The organism is Nocardia anaemiae NBRC 100462 (assembly GCF_001612725.1).
In the GTDB taxonomy this organism is placed as follows: Bacteria; Actinomycetota; Actinomycetes; order Mycobacteriales; family Mycobacteriaceae; genus Nocardia; species Nocardia anaemiae.
On the sequence record NZ_BDAZ01000045.1, the window covers coordinates 101,195 to 124,872 of the forward strand.

At 65.1% G+C, this 23,678-nt stretch carries 26 protein-coding genes; 12 read left to right on the forward strand and 14 right to left on the reverse strand.

Annotated features, from left to right (window positions below):
• Positions 1-123 precede the first annotated feature (123 nt).
• The gene (thiD, locus tag NA5_RS25060; RefSeq protein ID WP_062990290.1) at positions 124-966 is read right to left on the reverse strand and encodes a bifunctional hydroxymethylpyrimidine kinase/phosphomethylpyrimidine kinase; all 843 of its coding nucleotides are present in this window, start codon (positions 964-966) and stop codon (positions 124-126) included.
• 92 nt (positions 967-1,058) lie between these two features.
• On the opposite strand from thiD, the gene NA5_RS25065 reads away from it, so the two are divergent.
• From NA5_RS25065 to NA5_RS25085, 5 genes are read left to right on the forward strand one after another with little or no spacing between them, the layout of a single operon-like run.
• Positions 1,059-1,331, forward strand: coding sequence for an LLM class flavin-dependent oxidoreductase (locus tag NA5_RS25065; RefSeq protein WP_062990182.1), 273 nt, complete (start codon positions 1,059-1,061; stop codon positions 1,329-1,331).
• Positions 1,331-2,143: an ABC transporter permease gene (locus NA5_RS25070; protein WP_062990184.1), complete on the forward strand. Its 813-nt coding sequence runs from the start codon at positions 1,331-1,333 to the stop codon at positions 2,141-2,143. Before NA5_RS25065 ends, NA5_RS25070 begins: the two co-directional genes overlap by 1 nt.
• Positions 2,140-3,189, forward strand: coding sequence for a taurine ABC transporter substrate-binding protein (locus NA5_RS25075; protein WP_062990185.1), 1,050 nt, complete (start codon positions 2,140-2,142; stop codon positions 3,187-3,189). The genes NA5_RS25070 and NA5_RS25075 overlap by 4 nt, the downstream gene beginning before the upstream one ends.
• Positions 3,173-3,982 carry an ABC transporter ATP-binding protein gene (locus tag NA5_RS25080; protein ID WP_371856455.1) on the forward strand — a complete coding sequence of 270 codons (810 nt, stop codon included), beginning with the start codon at positions 3,173-3,175 and terminating at the stop codon, positions 3,980-3,982. Before NA5_RS25075 ends, NA5_RS25080 begins: the two co-directional genes overlap by 17 nt.
• 33 nt (positions 3,983-4,015) lie before the next feature.
• Positions 4,016-5,161 carry a GTP-binding protein gene (locus NA5_RS25085; protein WP_062990189.1) on the forward strand — a complete coding sequence of 382 codons (1,146 nt, stop codon included), beginning with the start codon at positions 4,016-4,018 and terminating at the stop codon, positions 5,159-5,161.
• 64 nt (positions 5,162-5,225) lie between these two features.
• Here NA5_RS25085 and NA5_RS25090 read toward each other — a convergent pair whose 3' ends face one another.
• Together NA5_RS25090 and NA5_RS25095 are read right to left on the reverse strand one after the other, a co-directional pair.
• Positions 5,226-5,849 (reverse strand): NAD(P)-dependent oxidoreductase, encoded by a 624-nt coding sequence (locus NA5_RS25090; RefSeq protein WP_062990191.1) that lies wholly within the window; start codon positions 5,847-5,849, stop codon positions 5,226-5,228.
• A 160-nt stretch (positions 5,850-6,009) separates the two neighbouring features.
• Complete coding sequence (locus NA5_RS25095; RefSeq protein WP_062990193.1) at positions 6,010-7,095, reverse strand: epoxide hydrolase family protein; 1,086 nt, start codon at positions 7,093-7,095, stop codon at positions 6,010-6,012.
• An 85-nt stretch (positions 7,096-7,180) separates the two neighbouring features.
• On the opposite strand from NA5_RS25095, the gene NA5_RS25100 reads away from it, so the two are divergent.
• Positions 7,181-7,828: a TetR/AcrR family transcriptional regulator gene (locus NA5_RS25100; protein ID WP_062990195.1), complete on the forward strand. Its 648-nt coding sequence runs from the start codon at positions 7,181-7,183 to the stop codon at positions 7,826-7,828.
• A 22-nt stretch (positions 7,829-7,850) separates the two neighbouring features.
• Here the strand turns inward: NA5_RS25100 and NA5_RS40630 are convergent, their stop codons facing one another.
• The 3 genes from NA5_RS40630 to NA5_RS25115 form a co-directional block, all read right to left on the reverse strand.
• Positions 7,851-9,341 carry an SH3 domain-containing protein gene (locus NA5_RS40630; protein WP_062990197.1) on the reverse strand — a complete coding sequence of 497 codons (1,491 nt, stop codon included), beginning with the start codon at positions 9,339-9,341 and terminating at the stop codon, positions 7,851-7,853.
• Between the two features lie 176 nt (positions 9,342-9,517).
• The gene (locus NA5_RS25110) at positions 9,518-10,309 is read right to left on the reverse strand and encodes a thioesterase family protein (protein ID WP_062990199.1); all 792 of its coding nucleotides are present in this window, start codon (positions 10,307-10,309) and stop codon (positions 9,518-9,520) included.
• A gap of 81 nt (positions 10,310-10,390) precedes the next feature.
• The gene (locus NA5_RS25115; RefSeq protein ID WP_062990201.1) at positions 10,391-11,635 is read right to left on the reverse strand and encodes a KasA/KasB family beta-ketoacyl-ACP synthase; all 1,245 of its coding nucleotides are present in this window, start codon (positions 11,633-11,635) and stop codon (positions 10,391-10,393) included.
• A gap of 39 nt (positions 11,636-11,674) precedes the next feature.
• Here NA5_RS25115 and NA5_RS25120 point away from each other — a divergent pair, with 39 nt between their 5' ends.
• Positions 11,675-12,232: a TetR family transcriptional regulator gene (locus NA5_RS25120; RefSeq protein ID WP_062990292.1), complete on the forward strand. Its 558-nt coding sequence runs from the start codon at positions 11,675-11,677 to the stop codon at positions 12,230-12,232.
• Positions 12,233-12,334: 102 nt separating this feature from the next.
• Here the strand turns inward: NA5_RS25120 and NA5_RS25125 are convergent, their stop codons facing one another.
• Together NA5_RS25125 and NA5_RS25130 are read right to left on the reverse strand one after the other, a co-directional pair.
• Positions 12,335-12,811 (reverse strand): DUF1772 domain-containing protein, encoded by a 477-nt coding sequence (locus NA5_RS25125; RefSeq protein WP_062990203.1) that lies wholly within the window; start codon positions 12,809-12,811, stop codon positions 12,335-12,337.
• 226 nt (positions 12,812-13,037) lie between these two features.
• Positions 13,038-13,499 carry a MarR family winged helix-turn-helix transcriptional regulator gene (locus tag NA5_RS25130; protein ID WP_062990205.1) on the reverse strand — a complete coding sequence of 154 codons (462 nt, stop codon included), beginning with the start codon at positions 13,497-13,499 and terminating at the stop codon, positions 13,038-13,040.
• A gap of 58 nt (positions 13,500-13,557) precedes the next feature.
• Here NA5_RS25130 and NA5_RS25135 point away from each other — a divergent pair, with 58 nt between their 5' ends.
• On the forward strand, positions 13,558-13,965 hold the full coding sequence (locus NA5_RS25135; RefSeq protein WP_062990207.1) for a VOC family protein: 408 nt from the start codon (positions 13,558-13,560) through the stop codon (positions 13,963-13,965).
• Positions 13,966-14,032: 67 nt separating this feature from the next.
• Positions 14,033-14,515, forward strand: a complete 483-nt coding sequence (locus NA5_RS25140) for a VOC family protein (protein WP_062990209.1) — start codon at positions 14,033-14,035, stop codon at positions 14,513-14,515.
• Here NA5_RS25140 and NA5_RS25145 read toward each other — a convergent pair.
• A complete protein-coding gene (locus NA5_RS25145; protein ID WP_062990211.1) occupies positions 14,508-14,702 on the reverse strand; it encodes a hypothetical protein in 195 nt (64 codons plus the stop codon). The genes NA5_RS25140 and NA5_RS25145 overlap by 8 nt on opposite strands.
• A gap of 224 nt (positions 14,703-14,926) precedes the next feature.
• On the opposite strand from NA5_RS25145, the gene thiC reads away from it, so the two are divergent.
• Positions 14,927-16,552: a phosphomethylpyrimidine synthase ThiC gene (thiC, locus tag NA5_RS25150; RefSeq protein ID WP_062990294.1), complete on the forward strand. Its 1,626-nt coding sequence runs from the start codon at positions 14,927-14,929 to the stop codon at positions 16,550-16,552.
• 113 nt (positions 16,553-16,665) lie between these two features.
• Here the strand turns inward: thiC and NA5_RS25155 are convergent, their stop codons facing one another.
• Complete coding sequence (locus NA5_RS25155; RefSeq protein WP_157110618.1) at positions 16,666-18,051, reverse strand: lipase family protein; 1,386 nt, start codon at positions 18,049-18,051, stop codon at positions 16,666-16,668.
• 96 nt (positions 18,052-18,147) lie between these two features.
• On the opposite strand from NA5_RS25155, the gene NA5_RS25160 reads away from it, so the two are divergent.
• Positions 18,148-18,834, forward strand: coding sequence for a TetR/AcrR family transcriptional regulator (locus NA5_RS25160; protein ID WP_062990215.1), 687 nt, complete (start codon positions 18,148-18,150; stop codon positions 18,832-18,834).
• A gap of 4 nt (positions 18,835-18,838) precedes the next feature.
• On the opposite strand, the gene fahA is transcribed toward NA5_RS25160, so the two are convergent.
• From fahA to NA5_RS25175, 3 genes are all read right to left on the reverse strand, one after another.
• Positions 18,839-20,014 (reverse strand): fumarylacetoacetase, encoded by a 1,176-nt coding sequence (gene fahA, locus NA5_RS25165; RefSeq protein WP_062990217.1) that lies wholly within the window; start codon positions 20,012-20,014, stop codon positions 18,839-18,841.
• Complete coding sequence (locus NA5_RS25170; protein WP_062990219.1) at positions 20,011-21,267, reverse strand: homogentisate 1,2-dioxygenase; 1,257 nt, start codon at positions 21,265-21,267, stop codon at positions 20,011-20,013. Before NA5_RS25170 ends, fahA begins: the two co-directional genes overlap by 4 nt.
• A gap of 136 nt (positions 21,268-21,403) precedes the next feature.
• Positions 21,404-22,030 carry a TetR/AcrR family transcriptional regulator gene (locus NA5_RS25175; RefSeq protein WP_062990220.1) on the reverse strand — a complete coding sequence of 209 codons (627 nt, stop codon included), beginning with the start codon at positions 22,028-22,030 and terminating at the stop codon, positions 21,404-21,406.
• Positions 22,031-22,223: 193 nt separating this feature from the next.
• Between NA5_RS25175 and NA5_RS25180 the strand changes: the two genes are divergently transcribed.
• Positions 22,224-22,805: a Uma2 family endonuclease gene (locus NA5_RS25180; protein WP_062990222.1), complete on the forward strand. Its 582-nt coding sequence runs from the start codon at positions 22,224-22,226 to the stop codon at positions 22,803-22,805.
• A gap of 12 nt (positions 22,806-22,817) precedes the next feature.
• Here the strand turns inward: NA5_RS25180 and NA5_RS25185 are convergent, their stop codons facing one another.
• Entirely contained in the window at positions 22,818-23,633 is an 816-nt protein-coding gene (locus tag NA5_RS25185; protein ID WP_062990224.1) for an exodeoxyribonuclease III, read from the reverse strand.
• Between the last annotated feature and the right edge of the window lie 45 nt (positions 23,634-23,678).

Here is a 23,678-nt window from a genome sequence, read left to right on the forward strand (position 1 = left end):
CGCCATTAGCGGTCGGCTCTCGCATCCACTTCGAACCACATCGTTCTCGTCAACCGCATCGTCGAGGCCAACGGTGTCTGCGATGCCCACAGTATGACCCCACCCACCGACAAGTTTCGGCGGTCAGGAATGGGACAGACGCCAGAGCGGGGAGACGGGGCCGTGGCCTGCGCCGAGGTCATACGAGGCGGCCAGGCAGCGGTAGGTCCAGTCCTTGGCGAATTCGACGGCATCGGGAACCGAGTAACCGTTGGCGAGGGCGCATGCGATGGCCGCGGCCAAGGTGTCGCCGCCGCCGTGGTCGTTGCCGGTGGTGATTCGCGGGGCGGTGAATTCCAGGAAACGATCGCCGTCGAAGAGCAGATCGGTGCTCACGGTCGAGGATCGCAGATGGCCGCCCTTGACGATCGCCCATTGCGCCCCGAGCTTGTGCAGCGCCTGCGCCGCCTGCCGCGCCGAAGCATCGTCGACGACCTCGATTCCGGTGATCAGCCGTACCTCGTCGAGATTCGGTGTCACCACCGTGGCCAGCGGAATCAGCGTGTGCCGCACCGCGTCCAGCGCCTCCTCGTGCAGCAGCGGATCGCCGTGCATGGATGCCGCGACCGGATCGACCACCAGCGGCGTCCGATCCCTGCCGATCCCGACTTCCTGACACACCGCCGCGACCGACTCGATGATCGCGGTAGAGGCCAACATGCCGGTCTTGGCCGCCCCGACCCCGATATCCCCGACCACGGACCGCACCTGGTCGGCCACGACCTGCGGCGGAATCTCGTGGAACCCGCTCACCCCGACCGAGTTCTGCACCGTCACCGCGGCCACGGCCACACAAGCGTGCACCCCGCACAGAGCCATGGTTCGCGAATCGGCCTGGATGCCCGCGCCGCCGCCGGAGTCGGTCCCGGCGATAGTGAGGACGCGAACCGGGGTCTGCCCGTCGGGCACGAGCGGCAGGAATTTCACATCCCAGACCCTACTCAGCGTCGCCCCGACCATTCCGATCTGCCCGATCGCATACCTGTGCGGTGCACCGGTATGCGCGTTGGATCGTAGGAGTGTCCCTCACCCTGCACTGGTTTCTGTCGACCAATGGCGACAGCCGCACTGTCGTCGGTGGTCACGGTGCGAACGCAACGCACTGCGCGGGCGAGCGTCCGCCCATCGCGGACTACCTCGGTCAGCTCGCGACGGCCGCCGAGACGCTCGGCTTCGACGCGGTCCTGACCCCGACCGACGCAGGGTGCGAGGACGCGTGGCTCACCACCGCGCGCTATGTCCGCACCGGCGAAAAGCCGGAAGTCGGGCGTCTGGAAGTCGTGTCGTCCTGATGGCGGTATCCACTGAACCGGTCCGTGTGCACCGCTTCACCCGAAATCTATTGCCGCTATTGTCGGTTGCCGTCTTCCTGATCGTGTGGCAACTCGTCGCGGCGGCCGGAATCTGGAGCGAAACCTTTGTGCCGCATCCGATTACGGTGTGGCGGGCGGCCATAGACCTTTCGACGACGCACGACGGCGTTCGTGGTTACCAGGGCTATCTGCTGTGGGAACACCTTTATATGACGCTGCGTCGGGTGCTCGCGGGCGTCGTGGTCGGTGTCGCTATCGGTGTCGCGCTCGGTGTCGCCATGGGAACCATCGGCTGGTTGCGCAGCATTCTCGAGCCGTGGCTCACCTTCCTGCGAACCCTGCCGCCGCTGGCCTACTTCTTCCTGCTGGTGATCTGGCTCGGCATCGACGAAGCGCCGAAGGTCACCCTGCTGGCGCTCGCGGCACTGCCCGCGGCGGCGATTGCCACCACAACGGCGGTGGCGGCCGCGCCGATCGGATTGGTCGAGTCCGCGCGAGCGCTGGGCGCGACTCGCGCGCAGGTGATTCGCGATGTGGTGTTCCCGGCCGCGCTGCCCGAAACCTTCACCGGTGTGCGGCTCGCGGTCGGCATGGCGTATTCGTCGGTCGTCGCCGCGGAGCTGTTCAACGGCCTGCCCGGCATCGGCGGCGTGGTGAAGGACGCGAGCAATTACAACAACACCCCCGTTGTGCTGGTCGGCATTGCCGCGATCGGAATTTCGGGATTGGTCATCGATGGCCTGCTGCGCGCGGTGGAACGCCGCGCGGTGCCGTGGAGAGGAAAGATATGAGTTCCCAGTCGTTTTCCAGACGCGTCGTGCGCGCGGTGGCCGCCGCGGCCATCGGTGCGGTGGCCTTCGCCGGATGCGCCGTCGACCACTCCGGCACCGATGCCAGCAAGCCGACCATTCGCATTGCGTACCAAAGCTTTCCGAGCGGTGACCTGGTCGTGAAGAACAATCGGTGGCTGGAGACCGAACTGCCCGGCTACAACATCAAATGGACGAAATTCGACTCCGGCGCCGATGTGAACACCGCCTTCATCGCCGAACAGGTCGACTTCGGCGCATTGGGTTCCAGCCCGGTGGCCCGCGGTCTGTCCGCGCCGCTGAATATTCCGTATCAGGTCGCCTTCGTGCTCGATGTCGCGGGCGACAATGAAGCGCTAGTGGCGCGCAATGGAACCGGCATCGAATCGATCGCCGACCTGAAGGGCAAGCGCATCGGCACCGCCTTCGCCTCGACCGCGCACTACAGCCTGCTCGCCGCGCTGGATCGAAACAGGTTGAGCGCCAATGATGTCAAGCTCGTCGATCTGCAACCGCAGGCATCGCTGGCGGCCTGGGAGCGCGGCGATGTCGATGCCGTCTACACCTGGCTGCCCACCCTGGACCAGCTGCGCAAGAGCGGCAAAACCCTGATCACCAGTCGCGAACTCGCGACCGCGGGCAAGCCGACCCTCGACCTGGGCGTGGTCTCCAAGGAATTCGCCCAAGCCCATCCCGATGTGGTCGATACCTGGCGCAAGGTGCAGGCACGCGCACTGGACACGATCAAGAACCGTCCCGACGAGGCGGCGAAGGCGGTATCGGCCGAAATCGGTCTCAGCACGCAGGATGCCGCGCAGCAGTTGGGGCAGGGCGTATTCCTGACAAAGGAACAGCTCACCTCCAAGGAGTGGCTCGGCACCGAGGGCGCGGTCGGCGATATCGCGGTGAGTCTGCGGAGTGCGGCCGAATTCCTGGTGGCGCAGAAGCAGATTCCGGCTGCGCCGTCGCAGGAGGCGATTCGAGACGGCATCTATGTCAAGGGATTGCCCAGTGTCCTCGGCAGCTGAAGAACTCACGGTGACGGCTGAACTGCCGATCACTGAGGGTGGCATCGTAATTCGCAATGTCTCGCACCGCTACGGCCGCGGCGCGCAAGCGGTCACCGCGGTCGGGCCGATCGATCTCGACGTGCCGCCGGGCGAATTCCTGGTCCTCGTAGGCGCATCCGGCTGCGGCAAAAGCACCCTGCTTCGCCTGATCGCGGGCTTCGAAACCGCGACCGAGGGCAGTATCGAGGTCTCCGGCGCGACACCGGTGCCGGGTAGATCCGGCGGCATGGTCTTCCAGCAGCCGCGGCTGTTTCCATGGAAGACCGTCGGCGGCAATATCGATCTGGCATTGAAATACGCAGGGGTGCAGCGTGATCGACGTGCTGAGCGCCGAGTGGACCTGCTGCACCGGGTCGGACTCGACGGCACTGCGGGCCGCCGGATCTGGGAAATATCCGGCGGACAACAGCAGCGCGTCGCCATCGCCCGAGCACTCGCGGCCGAGCACTCGCTGCTGCTGCTCGACGAACCATTCGCCGCACTCGACGCCCTCACCAGGGAACGTCTGCAAGACGATCTGCGCCGCGTGGGACAGGGGCGCACCGCGGTCTTCGTCACCCATAGCGCGGATGAGGCGGCCTTCCTCGGTTCGCGGGTGGTGGTGCTCACCAAACGGCCGGGGCGGATCGCCCTCGACCTCCCGGTGGACCTGCCGCGCACCGGTGTCGACGCGGACGAACTGCGCGCCTCTCCTGAGTTCGCCGCACTGCGTCGCGAGATCGGCCTTGCGGTGAAATCGGCGGCCGCCTGAATGTATCTAAATGAAAACCATTATCATTAAGGAGTGACCACTTCATCGCCCCCTGACCTGCTGCCCGTCACCGTGCTCTCCGGCTTCCTGGGCGCGGGCAAGACGACCCTGCTCAACCACATCCTGGCCAATCGGGACGGTCGCCGCGTCGCGGTCATCGTCAATGACATGAGCGAGGTCAATATCGATGCCGCGCTGGTCGCCGGGCAGGGCCACCTCGATCGCACCGAGGAGAAGTTGGTCGAACTGACCAATGGCTGCATCTGCTGCACACTGCGCGAGGATCTGATCGAGGCGGTGGGCAGGCTCGCTCGCGAGGGCCGCTTCGATCAGTTGGTCATCGAATCGACGGGCATCTCCGAGCCGATGCCGGTCGCCGCGACCTTCGACTGGGAATTCGAGGACGGCTTCAAACTCGGCGATATCGCTCGGCTGGACACCATGGTCACCGTGGTGGACGCCTCGACCTTCCTCGCCGAAATCGCCCGCGGGCAGGCCCTCGCCGAGCGGAATCTCGAAGCGGGCGAAGGCGATACGCGCACCATCGCCGACTTGCTCGTCGATCAGGTCGAATTCGCCGATGTCCTGCTGATCAATAAGACCGACCTGGTCAGTGCCAATGCCGCAGGAACCGTGGAAGCCACTGTGCGACGGCTGAATCCGCGCGCTCACGTGCTGCGCACCGAGAAAGGAGCGGTCGATCTCGCGGAAGTCCTCGCGACCGGCCGCTACAACCCCGTCGTCGCCGCCGAATCCGATGGCTGGGCCGAGGAACTGGCGGGCGGCCATACCCCGGAAACCGAGGAATACGGCATCCGCAGCCTCACCTACACCGCCGAGCGCCCCTTCCACCCGGAACGCCTCGCCGACGTCCTCGCCCAACTCCGAGGCATGTTGCGCAGCAAGGGTTTCTGCTGGCTCGCCAGCCGCCCCGAACTCGCCGCCATCTGGTCCCAAGCCGGGCCCAACCTGACCTTCGAACCCGCCGCCTGGTGGTCCGCCCTCGAAGTCCCCGCAGGCCAGGAAATAGTCTTCATCGGCATAAAACTCGACACCACCCACATCCGGACCCTCCTCGATACCGCCCTCCTCACCGACGACGAACTCAGCGCGGGCCCCACCACCTGGACCACCTACCCCGACCCCTTCCCCTCCTGGGGCGCCCTCCACCAGCACTGACCTGGACAGCTGCTCTCCATGCAGGGCAAACGTCGAGCGCCCGCCACCAGTACATTTCCGGTCACTAGTTGGAGATGCCGGGGGACTGGTGGATGTAGGTGGGGTCGGTGAGTTGGGTGAGCATGAAGGCGGCGATGTCGGCGCGGGCAATTTTGAGGGACAGGCCCTTGGCGTCGGCGGGGAAGCCTTGGCGGTAGGCGTCGGTGCGGGGGCCGTCGGTGAAGGCGCTCGGGCGGACGATGGTCCAGTCGAGGTTGCTGGCGCGGACGTATTTTTCCTGCTCGACGTGGTCGGCGTAGGCCGCGCGCAGCAGCATACCGAACATCACGTACTTCCAGAGGAAGTTCAGGTTGCCGCGGCTGTCGCCGACGCCGAGGGTGGTCTGGCAGATCAGGCGCCGCACCCCGGTCCGGTTCATCGCCTCGAGCACCGCACGGGTGCCTTCGGCCCGGATGACGCCCTTGCGGCCCGCGCCCAGCGAGATCAGTATCGCGTCCTGTCCGGCAACGGCCCGCTCCACCGAATTCGTATCGAGCACATCGCCCTCGACGATGTGCAGCCGCTCGTGCCGCTGCTGCACACTCGCCGCATTGCGAGTAAAGGCGGTGACCTCGTGGCCCTGTTCGAGCGCCTGCTCGACGACCAGCCGACCGACGGTGCCAGTGGCTCCGAAGACTGTGATGCGCATGATGTTCTCCTGTGTTGAAAGTTGTTGTGCTGTTGGTGAATCCAGTACATCAACGGAGAACGAGACGAACCATGGCCGTGCGTCTCGAGAACATACGCACGTGTCTACGCCCGCGCCCCGAAACCGGGACGCGGGCTGATGAACAGCGGTACTGAGCTGATCAGCGGTACTGGGCGAAGAACTCTGTGATCTCACCGGCCATCAAGGCGGGCGCGGCGTGGTGCAGGTAGTGGGTGTACACGTCATGGGTCTTCCAGGACACGATATTGGCGTGATCGCGGTCGGCGAACCGGCGGATTCCGTGGAAATCACCGTTCGATCCGGACAATGCCAGCGGCACCGTGGTCGGTTCGGTCGGCTGCTGCGCCTTGGCCTTCTCGAAGTAGTGCCGAATCGCGGAACCAGCGGTGCCGGTGAGCCAATGGATCGCGATATTCGTGAGCACGAATTCGTCGTCCAGGTCCGGACCGAGCAGCTGGCTGTTCCAGCCGACCAGCCCGGTCGGCGAATCCATCAGCGCATGCGCCAGCGTCTGCGGCTGCTGCGACTGCAGGATATTGAAGCCCATCTTGTTTTTGACGAACCAATCCAGCGTCGCCAGTGACTGCTGCTCGTCCTCGGTGAGGTCGGCCAGTTCCGCCGGATCGCCCGACGGGAACGAGTACACCTGCGAAACCTGAATGCCGACAACGCTTTCCGGCGCCACCCGACCGAGTTCCGGCGAGATCTGCGCGCCACCGTCATTGCCGACGGCGCCGTACTTCGCATACCCGAGCCGCCGCATCAGCTCGGCCCAGGCCTTGGCGATGCGCTGATCGTTCCAGCCGGATTCCGTTGTCGGACCGGAGAATCCGTAGCCCGGCACCGACGGAATGACCAAATCGAATCCGGCCGCCGTCAACGGCTCGATGACACCCAGGAATTCGACGAACGTGCCGGGCCACCCGTGGGTCAGGATCAGCGGAAAGGCGTTGTCCTGCCGCGCCTTCACGTGCAGGAAGTGGATGTTCTGCCCGTCGATCTCGGTGCTGAACTGCGGGTAGGCGTTCAGTTTCGCCTCGATCTCGCGCCAGTCGAACCCGTCGCGCCAGTAGTTCACCAGATGCCGCACCCGATCCACGCTCACCCCGTAGGTGTCATCCGAACCCGGAATCTGATCTGCCCAGCGGGTGCGGGCCAGCCGGTTCTGCAGGTCGTCCAGCTCGGCCTGGTCGATGTGGATGGTGAAGGGGGTGATGGCGTTCATTTCTACTCCTTGTGAAACGGAATGCTTCGTTCTGTTTAAACAGTATCAGAACGGATCATTCCGTTTCAAGTGCTATTCTGAACTCATGCCGAAAACAGCCGATACCCCAGCTCAAAAGGGTCTGCCCGGGCGCAAGGCGCAGGCCGCCCGCAATGATGGGCTCATCCTCGAGGCCGCCCGCGCGGTCTTCCTCGCCGATGCCAATGCCCCCATCGCCGCCGTCGCCGAGCGCGCGGGAGTGGGCATCAGCGCCCTCTATCGCCGCTATCCGAGCAAGGAGGTGCTGCTGCGCACCCTCTGCCAACAAGGTCTACGCCGCTATAACGCCGAAGCAGATGCCGCACTGGAGGATTCGGACGGCTGGCGCGGTCTGGTCGGATTCCTGGAACGGGTAGTCGACGCGGATGTGCACTCGTTGGCGGTACATCTGGCTGGCACTTTCACCCCGGATGAGTCGATTCTTCCGGATGTCACGCATTCGGGTGAGGTCACCGAAGAACTGGTGCGGCGGGCTCACGCGTCCGGTCGGCTGCGCGCGGATGTCAATGCCAACGACCTCGGTCTAGTCCTGGAAGCGTGCGCGGCCATCGCCATGCCGGACCAGGCCCGAACCGCGGAACTACGCAGGCGCGTGCTGGCCATGTTGATCGCGGGTCTCTCCGGAAAAGGTGAACTGCCCGGTCCGCCGCCGCAGGCGGGCGAATTCGCATGGCGCTGGCAACCGCGCGAGTAACGCCGATGAGATCTGCTACGGCTCAGGCGGTGGATGTCCATGGTGCGCCGGGACGGGACAGGGGGCGGATCGCGCGGCCGTCGACCCATGCGGTCCAGCCGTTGTTGCAGGCGATTTGCGCCCAGTCCCCGGCGCGGCCGAGGATCTGCAGTTCGACGCCGGGATCGATGCTCGAGATCGGATCGAGGCTCGGATCGGGCGCGGCCCAGGCGTCCAACCCGCCCTCGGGCACCAGGTGGGTCGGGTACCAGAGGGCGGCGAGGGGTTCGATGGCGCGGCCGTCGACCCATGCGGTCCAGCCGTTGTTGCAGGCGATATGTGCCCAGTCGCCGGAGCGCTCCAGGATCTGGAGTTCGACGCGCGGATCGATGCGGGCGACGGGTGGTCGAGTCGAGTCGGGAGTGGCCCATGCGGGCATGCCGTTGGCGGGCACCTGGTGGGTCGGATGAAATGCCGGTGTGCCGCCGCGCTGGACCTCCGGCACGATATCCGTGGGTACGGCGGATGCGTCCAATGCCGGTATGCCACCGGCGAACGGCTTGACCACGGCGGGATCCAGCACATCGCGCACCAGTCGGAGCGCGACTTCGGTTGTGGTCTCGAATAATTCGGCACGCGGGTTGCGCGCCGTCAGCTCGCGCCAGCATGCGAACCGGGTCGAGAACGTGGAACGGAACACCGTGAAATGGGCGAGTGTGTCCTGTTTCGTTGCCGCACTTGACATTACGACAATTCTCCCGATCGTCAACAGTTGACCGAACGACCGCGCCACCGCGATTCCGGCATCGGTGAATCGGTAGCTACCGAGCGCCTCCAGTCGAACAAGGCCGAGCGACGCCAGCCTGGCCAGTCCCTCCGGCATCCGACCGGCCGCCGCCGCGAGTGATATCGGTGTCGCGCCCTGTGCGGCGGACAAGGCCCAACGGGTGTCGCCGGAGGCCAGCCCCTTGGCGAGTTGCTCCTCCAGCTCGAGCGCCCGCAGTTCGAGTGGTCCGGGCGCGACGTTTCGACGCAGGACCCCGGCCAGGCGGGCCTCTTGGGCCGCATCGGCGGCGGCGAGCAGTGCGGCGAATGTGATGAGATCGAGGTCGATCGGCGGTGATGCGAATCCGGGGCCGTAGGAACTGAGATCGAGCAGCTGGTCGACCAGCATGGTGGCCTGGGTGAGCGTTGGCACGACGGTGAAGTCGAAGCCGCCGTCGGTCTCGGTCTGCATGACGAAGGTGTCGTCTTCGTCCCCGCGCAGCACCAGCGCAGCTGTCCAGTGGTCCTGCCCGACGTGGTTGGCGGTGATGGCGGTGGTGTGGGCGGGCTCGGCGGCGATCCGTAGTGCTCCCGTCGCGGGTCCGGTGAGTCGGTCGTCCGCTTCGAGCAGTCCGGTGTCCCGCAGCGCCGCCACCGGGTCGTTCGGCGGGGTCGTCAGCGGCAGGGCGGACTGCGGTCCAGCCTTCAGCTCGGCGATGGACAAGGCCGCGGCGAGTTGGTCCGGGGCCAGTCGGAAGCGCATCAACATCGTCGACTCCTTCCCGCGCCCGGGTTCTTGGGTCGACCGAATCACATTTATGGTTTCACATGCGGCGATTGCTCAGCAACATGCCGTCTGAGGTCTCGACCTGCGAAGTTTCGGACCGGGTTGCCCGCTTGGATCTGCCGCGCAACCCGCTCCGGTAGGGGCCGGATGCAGCCGAGCTAGCGCGGTGCCAGAAACAGCGTCTGGGTGCTTCGGCCGAGCGGGCCCTTTTCATCGAAGAGCGACGACTCGGCCAAGCCGATGCCGTGCGGTTGCGGATAGGTCGCGGCATCCAGGCAGACCCATTCGCCGACCGGCTGTCGGTGCAGGGTGACGGTGAGATCGGTATTGATGAACAGGTATTGGTGCCAATCCAGCACCCGGCTGACACCATTGCCCGAATCCGCCGCGGCGAGAGTACGTTCCAGCGGACTCGGCGTGGTACCCGCGACGATCGGATACTTCAGCCGGATCCAGCAGATCGCCGGGCCGGGATCTTCGAAGGACCCGGTGACGAAGCGGTAGTCGATACCGGTGTGAAACCCGATGGACTGCGTCGACGGAAAGTGCGAGGTCACCGCCTGATCCGGTCCGGGACGGACACCGCTCGGCAGGAACTGCTCGGGCAGTTCGAGTTCCGGCTCGGCGAGCTTGAATCGCCAGGCATTCGCTCGCATGACCGGTCCGTGATCGGTGGACAGGGTCGCCTCGATCAGCTCCACACTGCGTCCCGGGCGGCCCACCCGGGCCGTCACCGTCAGCGGCTCCAAGGGAACCGGGCCAAGGATTTCCACCGCGACCCGCCCGATCTGGAATCCGGCTCGCGGCTCACACCGCTCGATGGCGTGCCCGAGTAGCGCCGATGGTGGTCCGGCATGCTGGGCGTCGGGTGACCACGGACCGCGGGTCAGTTCGGTAGAGACGAACCGATTCGGATTCGCCGGATCTGGGATGTAGAAGGCGTCGGTCACGTCGTTGTCCCGTTCCGCTGGGTTGTTCGTACGGTTAACGATTCTGCTACGACGCTACTCGGCGGCGATCGGCCGCCACCGCTATGCCCGGCCGAAGGTGAGGGCGACATTGTGGCCGCCGAAGCCGAACGAGTTGTTGAGTGCGAAATCGATGCGCTGCTCGCGGGGCGTGCCCGCCACGATATCGAGGTCGATCCCCAGATCCCGATTGTCGAGATTCAATGTGGGCGGGACGATTTGGTCGCGCAGTGTCAACATGGTGAGGATCGATTCGAGCGCACCGACCGCGCCGATCGAATGGCCGAGTGCGGATTTGGGCGCGTAGACCGAGGCCTCCGGGGTGACCGCGGTGATGGCATTGGCTTCCGACGCGTCACCGATCGAGGTCGAGGTGGCGTGCGCATTGACGTGCTGAATATCCGAAACCCGAAGTCCGGCAGTGCATATCGCCTTGCGCATGGCGCGCGCCGCACCGATGCCTTCCGGTTCCGAGGCGACGATGTGATAGGCGTCGGAGGTGATCCCAGCGCCGAGCACGCGGCCGTGAATCCGCGCGCCGCGCGCCCGCGCATGCCGCTCGGACTCCAGCACCAGAAGCGCCCCCGCCTCACCGAAGACGAACCCGTCGCGATCCCGGTCGAATGGTCGCGATGCCCGCTCCGGTTCGTCATTGCGCGTGCTCATCGCCCGCATCATGGCGAAACTCGCGATCGGCACCGCATCGATATGCCCCTCGACACCACCGGCCACCACGACATCGGCCTCGCCGGTGGTGATCAGCCGCCAGCCGTGCGCGATCGCCTCCGAACCGGATGAGCAGGCCGAGACGGGCGCGAAAACCCCTGCCTTGGCACCGATTTCGAGCCCGACCGTCGCGGCCGGACCATTCGGCATCACCATCGGCACCGACATCGGCGACACCTTGCGATAGCCGCCGTCGCGCATCGAATCGACGGCATTGATCAGCGCATCGCCGCCGCCGAGACCGGTGCCGATGACGACCGCGAGCCGCTCGCCCTCCACCTCGGGCGCACCCGCCTTACGCCAGACCTGGCGGCCGAGCACCAGGGCCATCTGCTCGACATAGGAGTGGCGGCGCTGTTCGACGCGGGTGAGCTGATCACCCGGCTGTGACTTCAACTTGCCGCCGATGCGGACCGGCAGATCGTATTCGGCCACGAAATCGTCCGCGAGCATGCCGATGCCGCTGCGCCCGGCGAGCAGCCCGGACCAGGTCGCGTCGACGTCATCGGCGAGCGATGTGGTCGCGGCGACCGCGGTGACCACGACGGCCGGGCGAGTTTCTGAAGCGATTGTTACAGTCACGATGTCATGAATACCTGTACCAATCGCTACAGTCAACTCATGGCCCGTCCCCTCGACCACGCGAAACGCGCCGACCTGCTGGCCGGTGTCGTCGAATACATCGCCGCCCACGGCCTCGGCGATCTGTCGCTGCGCCCGCTCGCCGCGGAACTCGGTACCAGCTCGCGCATGCTGATCCACTACTTCAACACCAAGGAAGAACTGCTGGTACAGGCGCTGACAACGCAGCGTCCGGATATTGCCGCGGTCTTCGCGGGGGTCCGGGATGCGGCTTCGCTGCGCGAGCGGCTCGCCGAATTCTGTGCGGTGAATATCGCGGGGGAGGCCACGACGAGTGTGCGGGTGCTGTTGCAGGTGCTGGGGGCGGCGTGCGTGCCGGGTAGTCCCTATGCCGAATATGCGAATGCCGCGATCGCGACCTTCATCGGCACGCTGACCGATGCCCTGCGTCGAATCGAATCCATCGATGACCCGGAAGTCGTTGCCACACTATTGGTTTCGGGGCTGCGCGGCATCATCCAGGATCGACTGATCACCGGTGATGTGGAGCGCACCGATCGGGCTGCGCGCAGGTTGATCGACCAAACCATCCGTTAGGCACCATATTTCGATCCGCTGATGTGTGGTGGCAAACGAAAACCCCTGTGTCGGCCGCACTTTACAATGTGCGGCCGACACAGGGTATTCGATCGGGCTGCGTCAGGCGAGAGCAATCACGGCGCAGAGTGCGGCGACGGCGATGAACTGCAGCGCTACCCGGCCATTGATGACGCTGTTCCACTTATCCTGCAGCGCACGGGCATTCGCCGGAATGACGCCGGAGTGCGCGGCAGCGGTCTGCTGGGTGTTCACCGGCTTCGCGACCCGAACATAGATTCCGAGCCAGGTCACCAGCGCCACCACGGCGATACCCGCCGCGATCGCCGCCGCCGCGTGGCCGCCGATGGCCGCGAGAGCCGTTGCCGCAACGGCGGTTACCACACCGCTGATGCCGACGATCGGCATCCTGCGGTCACCGTAGTAGTGCCCCCACCCCGCCGACATGGTCACGGTCCGGTCGTCCAGCTTGTCGTACACCGACCGTGTGATCAGGGCGAAGCAGGCGTCGGTGCCGTAGACGACGGCGTTGGCCAGGATCGAGACGATGGCGACGACCTGGATGACAGTGGTGATCATGAGTTCTTCCGTTCTCTGCTTGTAGCGTTGTTAGAGAATCTAGCAGTGCTAGATCAACGAGTCAACCGATATCCCGACGGTCTTGCGGTGCTGTGTGGGCACCTGCTGCTAGTGGGACGGAACGGTCGCGGCGACCTCGCGCCGCGCCTAGCGGCTGATTGCGGGAAGGGCTGACGACACCTCGCACATCTCGTCGCGGCAGTGGCGGTGTGGTTGGTGCCGTGAATCAGTCCGATACGGCATCCGGGTGCGTGTGCTCGAACAGCCGAATCAACATGTCCCCCAGCATTTTTCGCTCCTCCGGACGGAGCGGAGCGAGAATCTCATCTCGTATTCGGCCCGCCTCCTTGTCGAGGGTCCGCAGCAAAGTCCGACCGGCCCTGGTGATCCGCACCGATATTCGACGACGATCAGCTGGATCGCGCGTGCGTTCGACCTGACCGGCGCTGGCCAATTCGTCGACGATCTTCGCCACATCGCTCGGATGGATATCGAGCCGAATCCCCAGATCGCGCTGCGCATGCGGCCCGAAATCGGCGAGTGCGGCGAGTACGGCCATATGCCACAGCCGAAGTCCGCGCTCCGCGAGCCGATCGGCGAGCCGTCCCCGCGCGAGCTTGCCCACCCGGGACAGCAGATAGGTCTCGAGCCCGAGCAGGCTCGGCGGAAGTGCGCGCGCGGAATCCATGCGCAAATTATAGGGTGAAACCTATGATAGGTCAGCACCTACTAAAAGAGGAGACAGCGTGGACGCCCTGTACCCGAGATTGCTCGTCACTCATTTCGCCGAATGCTTCGACTTCTACAATGCCGTCCTGCCGCAGCTCATCGGCGCGAAGCTGATCAAAGGAACCGCGGCGGGCCCCTACGCGAACTGGGATGTCGACGACCAAGCGGTACTCGTGCTCTTCGACCGCGGCGCGATGTCCGAAGTCGTCGGCACCACCGAACTGCCCGTCACCGCCGCACCCGCGCAAGACGCCGTGATGTTCGTCTGCCGAGTGCCCGACGTCGACGCGGGCCTCGACCTGTGCCTGCGCAACGGCGCGACGCTGGCCGCGGCCGCGGCCGATCGACCGAACTGGGGCCCGAACCTGCGCTCGGCCCACCTGCGCGATCCGGCAGGTACCCTGATCGAGCTCCAGTCCTACTGACGGGCGATGAATTCCGTCCGCCAGCACCGTCGGCACTAACACAGGCACACCGATCGGGAGGACCACCATGCAGAAGATCGTCACGAACCTCTGGTACGACACTCAGGCCGAGGAGGCCGCCGAGTTCTACTGCTCGCTGTTCGAGGATTCCAAGATCACCAATGTCGTGCCCTACTCCGAGGTGGGGCCGCGCGAAGCCGGGCTCACCATGCTCGTCGATTTCGAACTCAACGGACAGAAGTTCACCGCCATCAACGGCGGCGGCGACTACCACTACACCCACGCGATGTCGCTGCTGGTCAACTGCGAGAGCCAGGACGAGGTCGACCGGCTGTGGACGGCACTGCTCGCCGACGGCGGCCAGCCGATCGAATGTGGTTGGCTCAACGACAAATACGGTATTCCCTGGCAGATCTGGCCCGTCGAAGCCGACAGCCTGCTGAACAGTACCGATCGCGCGGCCGCGAACCGCGCCATGCAGGCGATGCTCGGAATGCAGAAGATCGATCTGCAAGGCATGCGCGACGCTTACGAGGGCAAGATCAGCTGATCTGCCAGGAGCCGACCTCGCGGTATCCGGAGTTGTAGATCGCGGAGCTGTCACCCTCGGTGATCTGGTAGTGCTTCATATTGCCGCCCCAATAGCGCAGGATCCGGCCGAGCTCGTCGGCGAGATCGGCCGGTGCCGCCACGCCTTCGGGCAGGACGTCCAGATCTACCTCCAGGGTGAATTTCACCCTGAGGAATCTACCGGCGCCCGTTCGCGCCTCGGGCGGTTCGCTGTATGTTCCTCCGATCGCCCGGCGGGGCGCGCAGATGGAAAGGTATCGTCGGGCGGGAAAATTCACACACCAACGGGGGCTCGCACCAGCGGGCTGAGAGGACGGCTAGCCCATTCGGGCGTTCAGGGCTGTCGACCGTATGAACCTGACCGGGTAATGCCGGCGTAGGGAGGAAATTCATGGGCACACCTGTCGATTCCGTGACCACCGGACCGATCGAAGGCAGCGTCAAGCACTATCAAGAGGTCGATGACCTGCGCATTCCGGTGCGTCGGATCAATCTGACCAATGGTGAGCACTTCGACGTCTACGACACCTCGGGCCCGTACACCGACGAAACGGCGACCATCGATCTCGAGGCCGGTCTACCGAAGTTGCGCGACCGCTGGACAAAGCCCGAGGTCGACGGTCCGCCGACCCAGCTGGCCTGGGCACGCCGGGGCATCATCACCCCCGAGATGCGCTTCATCGCCGCACGCGAGGGCGTCACGCCGGAGCTGGTACGCGACGAGGTCGCCGCGGGGCGCGCGGTCATCCCGGCCAACCACAAGCATCCGGAGCTGGAGCCGACCATTATCGGCAAGAAGTTCCTGGTGAAGATCAATGCCAATATCGGCAATTCGGCCGTGTCCTCCTCGATCGCGGAGGAGGTGGAGAAGATGGTGTGGGCCACCCGCTGGGGCGCGGACACCATCATGGACCTGTCCACCGGCAAGAACATTCACGAGACGCGCGAATGGATCCTGCGCAACTCGCCCGTCCCGGTCGGCACCGTGCCGATCTATCAGGCGTTGGAGAAGGTGAACGGTGATCCGACCGCGCTCACCTGGGAGATCTACCGCGACACCGTGATCGAGCAGTGCGAGCAGGGCGTCGACTATATGACCGTGCACGCCGGTGTGCTGCTGCGCTATGTGCCGCTGACCGCCAAGCGGGTCACCGGCATCGTCTCGCGCGGCGGATCCATCATGGCCGCATGGTGTTTGGCGCATCATCAGGAGTCGTTCCTGTACACCAACTTCGCCGAACTCTGCGAGATCCTGGCGAAGTACGACGTGACCTTCTCCCTCGGTGACGGTCTGCGTCCCGGCTCCATCGCCGATGCCAATGACGAGGCCCAGTTCGCCGAGCTGCGCACCCTCGGTGAGCTGACCAAGATCGCGAAATCGCATGGTGTGCAGGTCATGATCGAGGGGCCCGGTCACGTGCCGATGCACAAGATCGTGGAGAACGTACGGCTGGAAGAGGAGCTGTGTGAGGAGGCGCCGTTCTACACCCTCGGCCCGCTGGCCACCGATATCGCACCGGCCTACGACCACATCACCTCGGCCATCGGCGCGGCGATCATCGCCCAGGCGGGCACCGCCATGCTCTGCTACGTCACTCCCAAGGAACACCTCGGCCTGCCCAACCGCGACGACGTCAAGGTCGGCGTGATCACCTACAAGATCGCCGCGCACGCCGCCGACCTCGCCAAAGGCCATCCGCGCGCGCAGGACCGCGATAACGAGTTGTCCAAGGCCCGGTTCGAATTCCGCTGGCGCGACCAGTTCGCGCTCTCGCTCGATCCGGATACCGCCCGCGAGTACCACGACGAAACCCTCCCCGCCGAACCCGCCAAGACCGCGCACTTCTGCTCCATGTGCGGACCGAAGTTCTGCTCCATGCGCATCTCCGCCGACGTGCGGGAATACGCCGCGCGCCAAGGACTTACCGAGACCGAAGCGCTGAAAGCCGGTATGGCGGAGAAGTCCGCCGAATTCGCCGACCACGGCGCGCAGGTGTACCTGCCGGTCGTGTCGTAAAAATGGCGATAGCCCCGGACCAAGGGGTGGTCCGGGGCTTCATTCAGGAAGATACACGAAGAATCCGCCGCTCAGGAGTGGATTCGCACAATCGATGTCGACCAGTTGCGAGCTCAGCGTTCGCGCGGTCCGATCGGGAAACCGAGGGCCCCGAAGGTCGCGTTGAGATTGATCTCGATCTGGGTGAGCAGGGCATTGAAATCGGCGAGCATGGAAACCACGTTCTCGGTGCGGCAGCCGACCTGATCCGGTGCGTTGGGGGCCAGGCGGGCCTTCAACCAGTTGAAGGTGTCGGCCATGCCGAGCGACGGGAGGGTCAGGTGCTCGCTGAGGTGGTCGCGCTTGTAGACGATCGACGCGCCGTCCGCGCACCACCGCTGGTTCAGGCGATCGGTGGTCCAGATCGGGACGGCCTCGTCCAGCACGCCCTGATAGATGAACAGCGGCGCGGTCGGGGTGTGCCTGCCGAGCACGGTCGCGTCGAAAACCTCGCGAATTTCCGGTAGTGCGAGGTACTGCGCGATCGGAATCGTCAGTATCCGTTGGTAATCGGTGAACATCTGGGTCAGCGCATTGCGTGGCAGGCACTGCGAGTTGGTCCTGTTCATCAGCGCCTTGCCTTCGGGCGTGAGGTACTGATCGGTCACCTCACGGAACTTCGGGTAGGCGTTGTAGAGCGAGGAGACGCCGATGCCGATGAGGCTGGAAAACATGGATCCATTGACGTGCAGCAGGGATTCGACATCCGAAACCGGCGCACCGAGCGCGGCGCCCTTCACATTCAACTCCGGCGCATAGCTGGTTTGCATTTCCGCGGCCCATCCGCTGCCCATGCCACCGCCGGAGTAACCCCACAGCGCCACCGGGGTATTCGCGCCGTCGAGGCCGAGCGGTTCGAATCGCTCGGCGGCCCGAATGCCGTCCAGTGTCATATATCCCGGCTCCTCGGCCACCGCCAGATGCCCGTTGAGGCCCTCGTAATCCGGCACCGAAATGGCCCAACCCTGACTGATCAGCGCGGCGATCGCGATCAGTTCACTCTGTGAATGGATGCCTTCGACACCCGGCAGTCCGGCGCCCTGCTGTAGCACGAATGACGGCGAACAGGCGATGCTGGCGCTGTCGTAGTAGAACTGCAGCGAGACCAGCGGACGCGACCGGTTCGGATCCGCGCCGACGGGCAGGATGACCGTGGTGACGGCGGCCGTCGGCTGACCGAACAGATCGGTGCTGCGGTAGAGCAACTGCCACGATCGAATGTTCAGCGGCAGCACGGTCAGCACCGCGAGATGTACCTCGCGCGAGCGCAGAATCGTGCCGACTTCCTGCGCCTCGAAGCCGTCCGGCGGTTGATAGAACGAATCCTGTTGCGGCACAGGCACGGCGCTGGCGGGCGTGGCCGTGACCCCTGCGGCCATCAATGCCGTCGTCACCGATACCAGCGCGACGGTCGCGCGCAAACCGCGCCGACGTTTCGGATCCCCATTGATCACTGGCACGTCTGCCCCTTCCTCATCGACGTGACAGTGATTACAACACGACTTCCTATTGCCAACAAGATGTCTTTCTGAAACAGCTCCGACTAGGGTCGAGGTATGACCCGCAGCAAATCCGCCGCGCGGCCCGATCCGACTCCGGCGCGGCGCCGCATCCGTGGCCTCGATGCCGAGCAGCGCAGCGCGCAACGGCGCAGCCAATTGCTCGACGCGGCCACCGAACTATTTGCCGAGCAAAGCTTTTCGGGTACATCGATCGAACAGATCTGTCAGCGCGCATTCGTCGGAACCAAGGGTTTCTACGATCATTTCGACAGCAAGGAAGCGTGCTACGTCGCGCTGCTCACCCACATCACCGAGCAGGTTCAGCGGCGGGCCATCGAGGCGGCCACCGCATCCGCCGAACTGCCGTGGCCGCAGCGCGCGCAGGCCATTATCGCGGCCTTCGTGCACGCCATTGCCGACGATCCGCGGCTGGCCAAGGTGACATTCGGTGAGGCGGGCGGCATCTCACCGGCGGTGGAGCAGCAACGGCGCAGTAATCGGCGTTGGGCGGCGGCCTTTCTGGATCAGCAGTGGTCGGGTGCGGCATCCTCGGATCCGGATGAGCAGCGCAGGCGAATCACCTTGGCACTGGCCACCATTGGCGGCATGTTCGAATTGGTCGCGGACTGGCTGCACCATCATGTCGACGGTGGCGCTCCCGATATGGTCGATACGCTGATCGAGGATCTGCAGCGGTTCATCGCCATTGTCGATGCGGGTGTTCGAACTGTCGCGCGTTGAACGCTCAGTCGCGCGCATGCCAGATGCGCCCGCGAACCTCACCGAGGCCGATGCGTCGGGTATCCGAACCCGGCGCCGATGCGGTGATGACCACCTCGTCGCCGTCCTCCAGGAAGGTTCGGTGCAGCCCGTTCACCGTGACGGGTTCGGCTCCGCCCCAGGACAATTCGATGAATGAACCGCGCTCATCCGGTGCCGGTCCCGAGATGGTTCCGGAGGCGTAGAGATCGCCGGTTCGAGTGGCCGCGCCGTTCGCGGTGAGATGCGCCAGCATCTGCGCGGGTGACCAGTACATCCGGGAATACGGTGGGTGCGAGACGGTTTGGCCGTTCCACTGCACGGCCAGGTCGATATCGAATCCCCAGTGCTGGCTGCCCCGCAGGTAGGGCAGTGGTTCGGGTTTTTGCGCTGGCAGCGGTATGCGGGCGGTCTCCAAGGCGGCCAGCGGCGTTATCCAGGCCGAGAGCGAGGTCGCGAAGGATTTGCCCAGGAACGGTCCGAGCGGCTGATACTCCCAGGCCTGGATATCGCGTGCGGACCAATCGTTCACCAGCGCGACGCCGAAGACGTGCTCGGCGAACTGGTCGATTTCGATGGGAGTGCCGAGCTCGGATCCGACCCCGACCACGAATCCGAGCTCGGCCTCGATATCGAGACGTTGCGACGGCCCGAAATCCGGTGCGCCGGAGGCGGTTCGGCGTTGGCCGCACGGCCGCACAATATCGGTGCCGGAGACGACGACGGTGCCCGCACGTCCGTGATATCCGACCGGCAGATGCCGCCAATTGGGTAGCAGCGGTTCGGCATCGGGGCGGAACAGCCTGCCGAGGTTCGTCGCGTGGTCGATGCTGGCGTAGAAATCGACGTAGTCGCCGATCGTGACCGGCAGTTTGGTGCGCACATCGTGCAGTTGATGCACTGCGTCCCTGGGGATTTCGTCATCGATCAGCTCGCGGAGCCGGTTGCGCACTTCCCGCCATCGGCGTGGCCCCGCCGCCATGAACGCATTGAGGCTCGGCGCGGCGAATACCGGATCATCCAGTGCCGCAGCCAGATCGATGACCTGCTCGCCGATCCGCGCGCCGACCCGGAAGTCCTGCCCTTCCGGTGCGAAGACGCCGTAGGGCAGATTTTCCGGACCGAAGAGGGGGTTGGCGGGAACTTCGATACGGGTCTTCATGCGGGCCCACGGCGCTGGTTCGCGTGCGAGCGCTGATTCGGTCGCCGATGGCCGTCGGACTGCGGTCCGCGACCGGACCAGGTCCACGCATAGCCGGGATCCTCGCAGGCCAGCGCGCCTTCGCCGAGTTCGAGCGGTCGGAAGGTATCGACCATGACGGCGAGTTCGTCGAAGTAATCGATGCCGATACTGCGCTCGTACGCGCCCGGCTGCGGACCGTGCGCATAACCGCCGGGATGTACCGATACCGAGCCCTGTCCGATGCCGGACCCCCTGCGCGCCTCGTAGTTTCCGCCGCAGTAGAACATGATCTCGTCGCTGTCGACATTGGAGTGGTAGTACGGCACCGGAATCGAGAGCGGGTGGTAGTCGACCTTGCGCGGTACGAAATTGCACACCACGAAATTGATGCCCTCGAATGCCTGATGGGCGGGCGGCGGCTGGTGCACCCGGCCGGTGAGCGGTTCGAAATCGGCGATATTGAAGGTGAGCGGATACAGGCAGCCGTCCCAGCCGACCACATCGAACGGATGCGTCGCGTAGATCATCCGGGTGCCGACCACCTGGCCGCCCGGACGGTGCTTCACCAGCACTTCGATATCGGTTCCGGTGGCGATCAGCGGTTCCCCCGGGCCGTGCAGATCCCGCTCGCAGTACGGCGAATTCTCCAGCAGCTGACCGAATTTCGACAGATACCGCTTCGGTGGGGTGATGTGGCTGGATGCCTCGATCACACACGCGCGCAAGGGTTCCGGGCCGCTCGGTAGCCAGCGGTGCGTGGTCGCGCGCGGAATCAGCACCTGGTCGCCCTGGCGGGCCGGGATGGTGCCGAAGACCGTTTCGACAACGGCCGCACCGGATTCCACGTACACCAGTTCGTCGCCGATCGCATTGCGGTACAGCGGTGACGCGCCCTTGGCCACCACATAGGAGATCCGTACGTCGGCATTGCCGAGCAGCAGTCGGCGGCCGGTGACCGGATCGGTTCCGGCCGGGGTGTCGCCAGGGAAGAGCTTGTGCAGGCGCAGATGTCGATGGCGCAGTGGATGATTCGGGATAAGGGTCTGATCCGGCAGCTCCCATACCGTCGAATCGACAATGGCGGGCGGCAGGCCGCGGTGATACAGCAGCGAGGAATCGCCGGAGAAGCCCTCCTCGCCCATCAGCTCTTCGTAATAGAGCCGTCCCTGGTCGTCTCGATGCTGGGTGTGTCGCTTCGGCGGCACCGCACCCACCTGCCGATAGAACGCCATGACCGCACCTCCGGCTGGACCGCTGGATTTGCCTCCATCGTAGTGCTGCGGGAGCCGGTACGGTGGACATTTTGTCGGCCCACTGCCGACTTCTGCGGCATTTCGCCTAGCGATGGGGTGAAGTGCTGAACAATTGTCAGGCATGCCGCAATGCGCGATACACCGCCGCCCCGACGAAGGCCCCGAGGCTCTGCGGATCCCAACCGCCCTCGCCCGCCAGCAGCGTGCGCACCGCACCCTCGCCAGCGGACACCCACAGTTCGACCAGCACCGGCAACTTGCGCTCGGCGTCCTCGGTACCCCACGCGCGCAGTGTCGGTCGCAGCAGTGTTGTGCAGCGCTCGATGGCCAGCTTGCGACCGCGCCCGAACGAATCCGCAACGGCCGGATCGGGATTGCCGTACAGCAGTCGCCACGCATCCGGTCGCTCGGCCGCCTTCTCCAGCAGCGCGCGGAAACCGTCGACGAAAACGGCCTCACCCGCGTCGACAGCGCGCGGCGGCAGCACCTCGAGCACTCCGCCGACCAGGAAGCTCTCCTCGCGCTGGATGAGCGCCTCGATCAACTCGACGCGATCCGGGAAGCAGGCGTACACCACGGGCCTGGTCACATTCATCCGCTCGGCGATCGCGGCCATGGTGACCGCTGCGACGCCGTGCTCGACGGCGATCGCCAGCGCGGTGTCGAGCACTTGCGGGCGGCGACGCTCCGGGCCCAAATGCTGTGCCCGCTGCCGTGGCCGCACCGCCGTCTCGCTACCCATGGGCACCAAGGTATCAGCGTTGTTCGCTGAGTTAGCCCTGGTACCGGGCTTGATCGGTCTGCGCCTTGGGTACTGCGGTTCATGACACGCGCTAGACCGGGTAGTGAAGCGACTCGCCGTTTGGACGACGATATTCTGTTTTTGTCTCGCGCATGATCCCCGCCGATTGCCAGCGCCCCCATATTGTTAGGACATGACCGCCGTGGCCGAGTCACTCATGACGACCGAGGAGTTCGAGGAACTCGCCCGGGCGGCCGATCGTGTTGCGGAGGGTGTGCGACTCGAATTCATCGACGAACAGCTGGGGGCCAAGCCGATGCCGGACGGGGACCACGGTCGGATCATGCAGTGGTTGATCCGCGTCTTCGTGCTGTTCCGTCCCGAACTCTTCCTGACTCCTGAGCAGGGATTGAGAGTCGACCGATATCGCAAGGGGCGCGCTCGGCCCGATGGTGCCTTGGCCGATGCCGATGCCTTCGTTGGCCAAGGAGAATGGGCCGACCCTGGACCAGTTCTCATGGTTGTCGAAGTGACTTCCGACGATCAGGACACCGTGCGGCGCGATCGACAGGAGAAACCGCGCGCCTATGCCGACACCGGCATACCCGTGTACCTACTGATCGACCGGGATTCATGTGAGATCACCGTCCACAGCGAGCCTCGGGGCGGGCGTTACGAGCGGATGCTGACGGTGCCGTTCGGTGCCACAGTGAAGATTCCGGCACCCGTAGATGTCGAGTTGGACACCGAGCCGCTGAAGGCCTGGGTGCGCTGAGCGGTCTCGCTCCTAGTCGGTGAATTCGGCGATTACCGGGGCGTGGTCGCTGGGGCTCTTGCCTTTTCGTTCCTCGCGGTCGATGAACCCGTCCTTCGCGCGGTTTGCGAGTGCGGGGGAGGCGAGGATGAAATCGATGCGCATACCTTCTTTTCGGGGGAAGCGCAGTTGGGTGTAGTCCCAGTAGGTGTAGACGCCGGGGCCGGGGGCGTAGGGGCGCACTACATCGGCGAAGCCGGTTGCGACGATGGCGTCGAAGGCATCGCGTTCGGGTCGGGAGGTGTGGGTTTTGTTCGCGAAGAATTCGACGGACCAGACATCGTCGTCGGTCGGGGCGATATTCCAGTCGCCGACCAGCGCGATCTGTGCCTCCGGATGCTCGGCGAGCCACCGGGCGCCGTTAGCGCGCAGGGCGCCAAGCCATTCCAGTTTGTAGGCGTAGTGCGGGTCGTGCAGGGTACGGCCGTTCGGGACGTACAGGCTCCACACCCGGACCCCGCCACAGGTCGCCCCGAGTGCGCGCGATTCCACGATCGGGGCGCTGATCAGCGCTTCGCCCGCATCCTTGTCGAAGCCGGGCTGGTTGGGGAAGGCCGCTTCGACATCATCGAGGCCGATGCGCGAGGCGATGGCTACGCCGTTCCACTGGTTCAACCCGATGTGGGCGACCTCGTAGCCGAGTTCGTCGAAGCGCTCGAACGGGAACTGGTCGTCGCGGCATTTGGTCTCCTGCATCGCGAGCACATCGATGTCCTGGCGGTCGAGGAAGTCCGCGACCCGGTCGAGGCGGGAGCGGATCGAATTGACGTTCCAGGTCGCGAGACGCACGGATGCCTTCCTTCGCAATGGCTATAGGTCTGTTGTACCGCAGGC

Excerpts from the sequence above, each read along its gene's own strand:
- NA5_RS25175 (WP_062990220.1), bottom strand. The coding sequence starts at position 22,030 with ATGGGTAGCGAGACGGCGGTGCGGCCACGGCAGCGGGCACAGCATTTG.
- fahA (WP_062990217.1), bottom strand. The coding sequence starts at position 20,014 with ATGAAGACCCGTATCGAAGTTCCCGCCAACCCCCTCTTCGGTCCGGAA.
- NA5_RS25120 (WP_062990292.1), top strand. The coding sequence starts at position 11,675 with ATGGCCCGTCCCCTCGACCACGCGAAACGCGCCGACCTGCTGGCCGGT.
- NA5_RS25100 (WP_062990195.1), top strand. The coding sequence starts at position 7,181 with ATGCCGAAAACAGCCGATACCCCAGCTCAAAAGGGTCTGCCCGGGCGC.
- NA5_RS25170 (WP_062990219.1), bottom strand. The coding sequence starts at position 21,267 with ATGGCGTTCTATCGGCAGGTGGGTGCGGTGCCGCCGAAGCGACACACC.
- NA5_RS25140 (WP_062990209.1), top strand. The coding sequence starts at position 14,033 with ATGCAGAAGATCGTCACGAACCTCTGGTACGACACTCAGGCCGAGGAG.
- NA5_RS25090 (WP_062990191.1), bottom strand. The coding sequence starts at position 5,849 with ATGCGCATCACAGTCTTCGGAGCCACTGGCACCGTCGGTCGGCTGGTC.
- NA5_RS25130 (WP_062990205.1), bottom strand. The coding sequence starts at position 13,499 with ATGGATTCCGCGCGCGCACTTCCGCCGAGCCTGCTCGGGCTCGAGACC.
- thiC (WP_062990294.1), top strand. The coding sequence starts at position 14,927 with ATGGGCACACCTGTCGATTCCGTGACCACCGGACCGATCGAAGGCAGC.
- NA5_RS40630 (WP_062990197.1), bottom strand. The coding sequence starts at position 9,341 with ATGTTGATGCGCTTCCGACTGGCCCCGGACCAACTCGCCGCGGCCTTG.
- NA5_RS25160 (WP_062990215.1), top strand. The coding sequence starts at position 18,148 with ATGACCCGCAGCAAATCCGCCGCGCGGCCCGATCCGACTCCGGCGCGG.
- NA5_RS25070 (WP_062990184.1), top strand. The coding sequence starts at position 1,331 with ATGGCGGTATCCACTGAACCGGTCCGTGTGCACCGCTTCACCCGAAAT.
- NA5_RS25125 (WP_062990203.1), bottom strand. The coding sequence starts at position 12,811 with ATGATCACCACTGTCATCCAGGTCGTCGCCATCGTCTCGATCCTGGCC.
- NA5_RS25095 (WP_062990193.1), bottom strand. The coding sequence starts at position 7,095 with ATGAACGCCATCACCCCCTTCACCATCCACATCGACCAGGCCGAGCTG.
- NA5_RS25075 (WP_062990185.1), top strand. The coding sequence starts at position 2,140 with ATGAGTTCCCAGTCGTTTTCCAGACGCGTCGTGCGCGCGGTGGCCGCC.
- NA5_RS25180 (WP_062990222.1), top strand. The coding sequence starts at position 22,224 with ATGACCGCCGTGGCCGAGTCACTCATGACGACCGAGGAGTTCGAGGAA.